Here is a 6,079-nt window from a genome sequence, read left to right as displayed (position 1 = left end):
ATGCCAGTAACGTTCCTTTCCGGCTCTATAAGAGTTGGGTACACGAAGGCGGCATTGCTACCCCGTTTGTTGTTCATTATCCCCGCCAGATTAAACAACGTCGTATTGACCGGCAGGTAGGCCACGTGGTTGATCTGATGGCTACCTGCACCGATTTAGCCCAAACCGAATATCCCCGACAATATCAAAATCAATCAATAAAACCCACCGAAGGCATCAGTTTGGTTCCAATTATTCGGGGCGATTCCATTCAGCGCAGTCAGCCGCTATTCTGGGAACATATGGGCAATCGGGCCATTCGGAACGGTAACTGGAAACTAGCGGCTCCCGGCCCCACGAAGAAATGGGAACTATACAATATGGCCGAAGACCGCTCTGAAACTCAGAACTTAGCTAGCCAATATCCTGAGCGAGTAGAAGAACTTTCTCAGATGTGGCAGAACTGGGCCGATCGCGTAGGCGTTGTGGCCTGGGAAGAGTTGGCTAACCGCTAGAAAAAAAGTGTTATTGTGTTAATATACTTGGGGGTTCAAAGTTTACAAGTCACACGAATATTGCGCGGCAACAACTTGAGTACTTGAACACACGAACACAAAGTGCTATAACACTCCGCACCATAACACTCTAACACTAACCGTGCTTCTCTGACAATCTGTCATAATACTTCTGCTTGGCATACCCATTGATGTTATAGAGTGTGAGAAACTAAAAATTCAACTTTATAAAAATATATTTATGGGAAAAGTAATAGGAATAGATTTAGGAACAACCAACTCTTGCGTAGCGGTGATGGAGGGCAACGAACCTGTCGTCATCCCTAATAGCGAGGGTGGCCGGACTACTCCCTCTATCGTTGCCTTTTTAGATAATGGCAACGGAGAGCGTAAGGTAGGTAGTCCCGCCAAACGACAAGCAATCACGAATCCGCAGAATACGATTAGCTCGGTGAAGCGGTTTATGGGTAAAAAGCATTCGGAAGTCTCCGCAGAGATGAAGAATATCTCTTACCAAATAGAAAAAGGAAACAACGATACGGTTCGCGTGAAAATTGGCGACCGGTTGTATACTCCGCAGGAGCTTTCGGCCATGATTCTGCAAAAGATGAAATCAACTGCCGAAGATTACTTAGGAACCACCATTACTGAAGCGGTAGTTACCGTGCCTGCTTACTTTAATGATGCTGAACGTCAGGCTACCAAAGAAGCTGGACAAATTGCCGGACTGGATGTAAAGCGAATTATTAACGAGCCAACAGCAGCGGCATTAGCTTACGGTCTTGATAAGAAAAATCAGGACATGACTATTGCGGTTTACGATTTGGGAGGAGGAACATTTGATGTTTCGGTTCTTGAGTTAGGCGATGGGGTATTTGAAGTAAAATCAACGAACGGTGATGTTCACCTAGGTGGTGATGACTTTGATGCCCGCATCATTGATTGGTTAGCCGACGAATTTGAAAAAGAAAACAATATTGATTTACGGAAGGACCCAATGGCTTTGCAGCGTTTGAAAGAAGCGGCTGAGAAAGCGAAGATTGAGTTATCCAGTGCTACTAGTACGGAGATTAACCTTCCGTACATTATGCCGGTAGATGGTATACCTAAGCACTTAGTACGTAGCTTGAGTCGTTCCAAATTTGAGCAATTAGTAGACGATTTAGTACGGAGAACGTTAGAGCCGTGCAAGCAAGCGATAAAAGATGCTGGAATCTCTACTTCTGAAATTAATGAAGTGATTTTGGTAGGAGGTTCTACTCGTATTCCTAAAATTCAGGAAGAGGTAGAGAAGTTCTTCGGAAAGAAGCCTTCTAAAGGAGTAAATCCTGATGAGGTGGTCGCTGTTGGTGCTGCGATTCAAGGCGGAGTATTTAGTGGCGACGTGAAAGACGTGCTACTGCTAGATGTAACTCCGTTATCACTGGGTATTGAAACCATGGGTGGTGTTTTCACCAAACTGATTGAATCCAACACTACAATTCCTACCAAGAAGTCTGAGACATTCTCAACGGCTTCGGACAATCAGCCATCGGTAGAGATTCATGTGCTACAGGGCGAGCGCTCTATGGCGAAAGACAACCGAACTATCGGACGCTTTCACCTGGATGGAATACCACCAGCACCGCGTGGAGTACCACAAATTGAAGTGGCTTTTGATATTGATGCCAATGGTATCATGAATGTATCGGCCAAGGATAAAGGTACCGGCAAAGAACAGAAAATCCGCATTGAGGCTTCATCCGGACTTACCGATGAGGAGATAGAGAAGATGCGTAAGGAAGCGGAGGCCAATGCCGAAACGGATAAGCAGGAGCGCGAGAAGATTGAGAAGATTAATGCAGCTGACTCACTTGTTTTTCAAACAGAAAAGCAGTTAAGCGAATACGGCGATAAGCTATCCGAAGGTAACAAAAAACCTATTGAGGATGCTTTAGCTGAATTGAAGACTGCTCATCAGGCTCAGGATATAAGTGGAATTGATGCGGCTATGGAAAAGCTGAATGCCGCGTGGCAAAACGCTTCACAGGAGATGTATCAAGCTGCTGGCGCTGATGCTACTGGTGCAGGCGGACCTGAATCAGCAGAAGCTAGTGATCAGCAAAACAGCACTGATGATACCAGCGATGCTGATGTATCTGATGTGGAATATGAAGAGGTAGACGACAAAGACAAGAAATAGCTTAACCGCCCCTCTATTTTAAGAAGCCCCACTTGGGGCTTTTTTTATTTCCATTCAGTTTATCTTTACATAGCTTTTCTCCTAATTCAATTGATATTCCCTCACCCATTATAAATTGATGAGATATAAGCATAAATAATTATATTTTATATTGAAAAAATTACTATTTTTTGTATTTCCTATCTTGTTAGAGATGCTCTACTAATTGTGTATTTTTTGTTTTTGTCATTTCATTACTATGTAATAAAACGCCTAATTTTTTTATCCTTCTTTGCCTTCCGTTCTGTAGTTTAACATATGTGTTATAAAAAGGGTGTGTGTGATGCCCAATTGCTTATTTACTAAAAAAATATGTCAATCTTATATAAATCAACACACATCAAATTGCTACTAATTAGCACTATCAAGTATAGAAAATAGACTACATAATTAAATTAAACTACGTAAGATAATCGGTTTATCCGATAAGAAACAGCAACTAAACCCTTTAATACTATGCGCATTGGCATTATTTCTAACATAAGAATAATACGCACTAATTTATCGAATTCAATTATTTGAGCGTTAGACAGGCTCAAGAAACAATATGTCCTCAAACATGATAAATACGATTCAAACTACCTTAAAAGGCTGGCCAAATATTGAAGGGGTTATGCCCTATGGCCATAGCCATCTATGGCAGCCCGAGATGCTCTTCTGGTTGAATACGCTATCAGATGGAATGGCCGGGACTTCATATTTCGTAATTCCATTAGCTACCATTCTATTTATGAAAAAGCGCAGGGGTCTTCAAAAGGTTAAGCCCGTATTTTGGCTATTTGTTGCGTTTATCTTATCCTGTGGGATTACGCATATTATGGAAATGTATACTATTTGGCAGCCTTCGTACCGAGTGTCAGGCTGGCAGAAAGTATCAAATGCAGCTATCTCAGTAGCTGCTGCTATTGCCATCTTGCCCTTTCTTCCTAGGTTACTAAAAAACCTATCCACTTCTAGTCTGAAGCAAGCGAATAATGAACTACAAAAACAAGTTGAAGAAAGGGAGCGAGCCGAACGAGAACTTCAGTTGCATAAAGATAATCTCGAGGTATTGGTGAAAAACCGTACTAAAGATTTAGAGGATACATTGTTACAGCTTAAATGTGAAGCACGCGACCGCCAAAGAGCGCAAAAGCAGGTTACCTTTCAAGCTTCAATGCTAGACCAACTAGATAGTAGTATTATTGCGGCTGATACTAACGGCAAAATTGTTTACTGGAACCAGTACGCAGAACGTTTGTTCGGCTGGACAAGGGAAGAAGCTTTAGGAAAAAAGACTTCCGAGCTATTAATACCCAAAAGTGGACAGCTTGCTAACGAAATTCGTCATCAAGATTTTATTAAAAAGGAGCACTGGGAAGGTGAGATTACGATGCGACATAGTAATGGTAAAACGTTTCCCGTTCATGTTAGTGCTGCGGCCCTAACCAATGAGGAGGGAGAATCGGTAGGTTACTCGTTAGTTTGTTTCGATATGACCGACCACGTTAGAATAGCTAGCAGACTACGTCTTGACAAAGAGAAGGCTGAGCGAGCTGCATTAGCCAAGCAAGACTTTCTCTCTACTATGAGTCACGAAATTCGGACTCCGCTAAATGTGGTAATTAACATGACCCGCCTACTCATGGATGAAGGTCCTCGGGAGGATCAGTTAGAATATATGAAAAGCCTACAGTTTTCAGCAAATCACCTTCTGGTAATTATTAATGATATTCTTGATTTTGCTAAAATTGATGCCGGAAAAATAAAGTTAGAAAAAATCAATTTCAGTCCCCGTGAAGTATCCGAAGGTATTATTAAAGCTTTCAAGTTTAGGGCTGAAGAGAAAAATATTAGTGTTCGTTCCGATTGGGATGATACCATTCCTGAATATGTACTTGGTGACGAAGTACGACTTACTCAAATCCTTAATAACTTGGTCGGGAATGCAATCAAGTTCACTGCACGAGGTTTCGTCTCAGTCCATGCTGAATTGCTCAGTAAGAAAAAGAATCAGTGTAAGATTAAGTTTGATGTACGAGACACGGGAATTGGTATTCCGGCTGATCAGCTTAAATCTATTTTTCAAGATTATACCCAAGGCTCTGATGATACTACCCGCAAGTTTGGTGGAACGGGGCTCGGATTGACTATTTGCAAGCGATTAGTTGATATACAAGGGGGTGAACTTTCAGTAAGAAGTAAAGAAGGCTTAGGAAGCAGTTTTAGTTTTATACTTACGTATGAGCACAGTGCTAAAATCACGAAAGAATCGCAGCAAGCAAGGCAGAGCGTTGATACTGAAAAGCTTAAAGGGATCAACCTTTTATTAGTAGAAGATAACCCCTCAAATCGAATGGTTGCGACAAGTTTCTTGCAGAAGGTAGGTATTCAGGTAGCTACTGCCGAGCATGGTCGGCAGGCAGTAGAGAAAGTACAAAAAGATACATTTGATATCGTCTTAATGGATTTGCAGATGCCGATCATGAGCGGTTGTGATGCGGCTTCAGCCATCAGGAATTTAGGCGATGACTATAAGGATCTACCTATTATTGCGCTTACTGCTGACGTTGTACAAGGTGTGAAAGATCGCGTTATGGATTGCGGTATGAGTGATTATCTATCTAAACCGTTTAATCCTGACGAGCTGCATTACAAGATTGCCCTTAATATGGGGCTAATCTCTTCGGATGAAGTGCCGTTTACTCCTTCTGAAGAAGAGGATGATATGATGCAATTGCACCGACTAATTGACCAATATAACGACGACGTTAAATTTGTTACCAACCTACTGGACTCACTGCGACGAAGCTTTCAGTTACTAACCGAACAGGTTGCTAACTCAGCTAATCAAAAGGATGTATACGAACTGCGGCGTCTTACGCATAAATTACTACCTTCTATTAAGATGGTAGGTAACCAGGAGCTGCATACGCACCTTACCGAGTTGAAAGAAGCCCTGGACCAGGATTCAGTAGACGAAACTGAGATTAATCAATTTGTAGACGAAATCAGAAAATCTACTACGGAGTCAATTGAATATATTGACGAATTGGTTACTACCATGCAAGATCATAAGAAACACCTTACATCGCATGAGTAAGTAGTCTTAGACAACAGCAACAAACATAAAAAAGCGATACAGAGTCATTGTTCTGTATCGCCTCTTACTTGATGAGCTATTAGTTCGCTAGATTAGGGTTAATATTGATTTCGCCTTGCGGAATGGGCCACTGATAGTCAGCTTCTTCTCTAAAATTTTTCTTCGTTACAAACCATCTATTGTAGGGGTCTGCTTGATCACCATCCTGGCGAAGATTCACTGCGTTAGGAAATGAATCCCCATAAAAGTTGCCCTGTAATACTTCATGAGCGGTACGCCAGC

Annotated in this window: 3 protein-coding genes and 1 pseudogene; 3 read left to right on the top strand and 1 reads right to left on the bottom strand. The window is 41.9% G+C overall.

Annotated elements, in window-relative coordinates; genetic code table 11:
* From WBA23_RS00920 to WBA23_RS00910, 3 genes are all read left to right on the top strand, one after another.
* Positions 1-494: sulfatase/phosphatase domain-containing protein (locus WBA23_RS00920; protein WP_424580350.1), on the top strand; the 494-nt coding region annotated here is incomplete at its 5' end.
* Positions 495-735: 241 nt separating this feature from the next.
* A complete protein-coding gene (gene dnaK, locus WBA23_RS00915) occupies positions 736-2,676 on the top strand; it encodes a molecular chaperone DnaK (RefSeq protein ID WP_424580349.1) in 1,941 nt (646 codons plus the stop codon).
* Positions 2,677-3,274: 598 nt separating this feature from the next.
* Positions 3,275-5,797, top strand: a complete 2,523-nt coding sequence (locus WBA23_RS00910) for a response regulator (protein ID WP_424580348.1) — start codon at positions 3,275-3,277, stop codon at positions 5,795-5,797.
* Positions 5,798-5,876: 79 nt separating this feature from the next.
* On the opposite strand, the pseudogene WBA23_RS00905 reads toward WBA23_RS00910, so the two are convergent.
* Positions 5,877-6,079: pseudogene (locus tag WBA23_RS00905) on the bottom strand (RagB/SusD family nutrient uptake outer membrane protein); the annotation flags it as partial.

The sequence above is a fragment of the Tunicatimonas sp. genome (assembly GCF_049647865.1).
GTDB lineage: Bacteria > Bacteroidota > Bacteroidia > Cytophagales > Cyclobacteriaceae > Tunicatimonas.
Note: the sequence above shows the minus strand (reverse complement) of the source record. Positions and strands in the feature narration are given on the sequence as shown.